This is a genomic window from Moorena sp., from assembly GCF_982860115.1.
This window is the reverse complement of sequence record NZ_CEYLVT010000039.1, coordinates 38,659-42,850: the sequence shown is the minus strand read 5'-3', so window position 1 is coordinate 42,850 and position 4,192 is coordinate 38,659. Positions and strand designations below refer to the sequence as shown.

Annotated in this window: 3 protein-coding genes; 2 read left to right on the top strand and 1 reads right to left on the bottom strand. The window is 42.4% G+C overall.

Translation table 11 applies throughout. The features are described from left to right. Positions 1 to 367: 367 nt before the first annotated feature. Positions 368 to 1,063: a DNA-binding response regulator gene (locus AC4II3_RS09445; RefSeq protein WP_488016603.1), complete on the top strand. Its 696-nt coding sequence runs from the start codon at positions 368 to 370 to the stop codon at positions 1,061 to 1,063. 24 nt (positions 1,064 to 1,087) lie between these two features. After that, entirely contained in the window at positions 1,088 to 3,037 is a 1,950-nt protein-coding gene (locus tag AC4II3_RS09440; RefSeq protein ID WP_488016599.1) for a sensor histidine kinase, read from the top strand. Positions 3,038 to 3,626: 589 nt separating this feature from the next. On the opposite strand, the gene AC4II3_RS09435 is transcribed toward AC4II3_RS09440, so the two are convergent. Beyond that, positions 3,627 to 3,827, bottom strand: a complete 201-nt coding sequence (locus AC4II3_RS09435; RefSeq protein ID WP_488016601.1) for a hypothetical protein — start codon at positions 3,825 to 3,827, stop codon at positions 3,627 to 3,629. Positions 3,828 to 4,192 lie beyond the last annotated feature (365 nt).

The following is a 4,192-nucleotide window of genomic DNA, read 5'->3' as shown; positions in this document are numbered from 1 at the left end:
TGCGTAGAACTGGCATCTTGCGTAGAACTGGCATCTTGCCAGTTTCAATATATTTCCTTGCGGGCAGGATGCCCACTCTACTCCTATTCATTACTTGACTGACGCAACGCCAAGCTTTGAGCAGCAGTATGTAGTTTTCAGCAATTCTAATTACCGAATTCTACCTCGTTCTTGTCTTAAACCAGCAATCAACTTGGTAGACAAGGGGATTGCTTTATCTATCTGTGTCTTTTTAAACTAAAAGTTCAGCGAGCGGTGTTTTAAGTTAAGACTGATGACAGGAAAAACTTGGCTATATTAACCCCTCGTTGGCTAAATTGCAACGATAGGTTCCAATGGTGAATAGGAAACATAGAGGGAATTGATGATGAGCCAAGATTTACCAAAGCCAGGGAAACTTAAGCTGCTTGTGGTTGATGACCACGAATTGATGCTGGGTGGAATAATCGACACCCTACGACGGAAGTATCCAGAAGCGGAAGCAGAAATCTTAACAGCTAAAACGTTCGAGAGTGCTCTAGAACAACTGGAACGATTTCCGCTTGACCTCGTTATTGTAGATCTTTCCATTCCAGAAGCCTCTGAGAAGACAGCTAAATCTGAGAATACAGCTAAAATCGACACGGGTATTAAACTCTTGCAGACAGTGATGAAGCAATACCCCAACCTCAATCTTGTGGTGTTAAGTACTTACCTCAAAGCCCTGGTGCGGATTAAGGATGAGATTGACGAGCACAAAGGGGGTTTCACGGTGGTAGATAAAGGTTTCTCCGGTCAGGTTATGTTAACCAGAGTTGACTGGGCATTGCAGAGATTAACCCATACAAAAGATCTAAATATGCTCGAAGGAGAAGTCAAACCAGAGTGGCTGGAGGTACTCACCCTAGCATTTCATGAGGAATTGCAAGATAGGGCAATTGCTGAGCGTATGCATAAAAGTGAACGAACTGTGGTTCACTACTGGACGAAAATTCGAGATGTTCTAGGTGTTTATCCTGAAGACGGGAAGAATCTCCGCATTCAAACCGAGATGCGAGCCAGAGAAGAAGGGTTTATTGATTGATAAATTAAGCAAGGAAAAAACCTGTTGTTGCGACGTATTTGGCCAAAAATAATAAACAAAATTGCCACCTGGCGTGGAGGAGAATTGCCAGGAATTGCAGTGATTGGACTGGTAATATTAGCCCGTCTCAATGGGTCGCTTCAATTTAGTGAGTGGATCACCCTCGATACTTTTCTGCGCCTGCGTCCTTCTGAACCTATGGATGAACGGGTTGTTATTGTTGGCATTGATGAAGAGGATATCCAGGATGTAGGAACCTATCCCATACCGGATCAAGACATTGCAAGGCTGCTCCGGAAATTGCAAACCTACAAACCCAGAGCAATTGGTCTTGATATTGTTCGGGATCTACCAGTTGAGCCAGGTCACGAGCAACTGGTTGAAACCTTTGAGGATATCAAGACTCTCATTGCTATTGAGAAAGTATTACCCACTAAAATTAACCCACCACCCGGATTTCCGCCAGAACGGATTGGTTTCTCAGATGTTATTCCAGATCAAGATAGCAACGTCAGGCGCAGTATTCTTGGGATGTATAGGGATGAAACTAGGAAAGAATATGTATTCTCCCTGTCTTTACTGCTGGCGAAAGCTTATTTGGGTGCTGAGAGGGAAAAGATTGAACTTGAAAATGGCATTCACGATCCCCATACTATGCGCTTTGGTGAGACTGAGCTACCTCGCTTTTTGAGCAATTCCGGTGGATATGTGGGAACTGATCACTTTGGAGTTCAAGTGCTGCTCAATTTTCGGAGTGGTCGCAAACTGTTTAGAACCTTATCTGTGAGGGATATCGAAACAGGGCAATTTAATTCAAGTTGGATTCGCGATCGCATTGTGATTGTTGGAGTCACTACTCCCAGCATCAAAGACACTGTCAATACCACTGCCATCAAGGCTTTGAACCCTCCTGGAGAAATCTATGGGGTGGAATTTCATGCCCATGCTACTAGTCAAATTCTCAGTGCCGTTCTGGATCAGCGATCGCTTTTAAGAACTTGGTCAGATCCCTGGGAATATCTATGGATTTTAGGTTGGGGTTTTTTGGCCATGGGTCTTGGTCGGCTGACTCAATCCCCATTTAAAAATCTGTTTGTTGTTGGGATTACCAGCTTCGGACTAGTTGGAGTTGGTTATGTGTTCCTAGTTTGGGGCTGGTGGATTCCAGTAGCACCAGCGTTGTTAATTTTAGTCATAAATAGTTTACTATTTCCTGCTTTCTATCACTATGACCAGGCTTTGAGGTCTCAGATCAATGTGCGCCAACGGACTATCGAGGAAACATTTAATGTCATTCATAATGGTCCAATGCAAACACTAGCCTACACTATTACGCGCATTAAAAAACACGATTTGCCACAAGACGAATTGCTGTTGAAACTTAAAACTATCAAGGATGACATATGGGAGATTTCAGAATACCTCAAACAAGAAACTCTGACTAAAGAAGAAACTATCCGTCTAGGAAGTAACCTAAAAGTGTCATTGAAGCTTCCAATCCATAAGCTTTTCTATGAAGTCTGTAGAGATACGCTGGAACGGAATCTTCCTAGTTTTAATACCCTCAAGCTTAAAGTTATTAAATTTGAGCCGATACCGGAACAATATTTAACTATTGAGCAAAAGCGAGAACTCTGTCTGTTTCTGGAAGAAGCTTTGTACAATGTCGGGAAACATGCTAAAGGAGTAACTCGTATTACTGCCATTGGTAAACTCAATGATGAATGGTACACTCTGAGTGTTAAAGATAATGGCTCTGGTATCTGTTCATCCTCTGAAAACCAAGGAACAAAGCAAGCTAAAGCTCTGGCGGAACAACTAGGAGGAACATTTAAACGACAGCCTCTTTCTGCCCAAGGAACTCTGTGCGAGTTAACCTGGCCTCTAGCAGGTCGTAACTGGAGTTTTGCCAAAGTTAGCTATGGCTTGAAAACTCTTTTTTTGAAAGGTTTTAAATATATCAAAAAACTATAAAATAGACTTCTTGCAGAAGTCGGGAATCGGGAATCGGGAATCGGGAATCGGGAACAGCGGATCTGGGAATAAGCCCCTAAATAAATCTAAAGTAAATTTTCGTAGGGTGCGTTAGGGGTGGGATTGCCCTGATTTTCCGCCTCTTTGCCAGCGTTGAAATAGCCCACCCCGTAACGCACCACCGGCTCAAACTAAATAAATCTAAAGTCTCTCCAAATTTTCCTGACCAGAGGAACTTTTATGATTTCTTGATGCAGTCGCTCATGGAGAGCCCAATTCCCGATTCCCGATTCCCGATTCCCGATTCCCGATTCCCGATTCCCGATTCCCAATTCTAAATTCTAAATTCTAAATTCTAAATTCTAAATTCTAAATTCTAAATTTCCGATAAGTCTTAAAAATAAAAAAAATAGCCGTAGAAATAATATCCACGGCTATTTCAACTCCACAATAAGTTCCTTGAAATCGCTATGTCACTGAGTTCCCAAACGGAACTTGATGTGATTCGATCTGATTGACCAAAGGTCACGCTACGCCAACAAACCGGAACCTTTGCTAGGGGGGGAAACCCCCCCAGAAATTTAAGGTGTTACGGCAACAGCCAATACTTGGTTATTGTAGTCATCACTTCCCCGGGAACGTCGGTCGGCTCCAGAGGAGTCCATTCCGCAATCTCTGCATAGCCTAGTGAATAAAGCATTTGCATACTATAGATTACTGCTTCACGAGACCCTTTCAAGGTGTGCTGAGCAGGTTGTTTCTTGAAGTTTTGGCTAAATTTTCGTGACATGGATAAAAAAGTGAAATCATTGTGGTCATTTAATGATTATTGTAATGATTATATTTGACTTTGTCAAGGGTTTTTAGATTTTTTTTGGGGGGGTATTTTAGGATTAATAAAAAATCAGCGATATTCTGAAAGATACGCTATGCAAACGCTAATTTTAAACTAGTACAACGTTGTTAATAACTATGAGTTACACAGCGAGCATTTTGGTGGTGCGTTACGGGGCGGACTATCTCAACTCTGGCGCTTGATATGAAAAATCAGAGGCGTTGCTGAATTTAGGAATGAATAGGAGTAGAGTGGGCATCCTGCCCGCCCGAAAATATATTGAAACTGGCAAGATGCCAGTTCTACGCAAGATGCCAGTT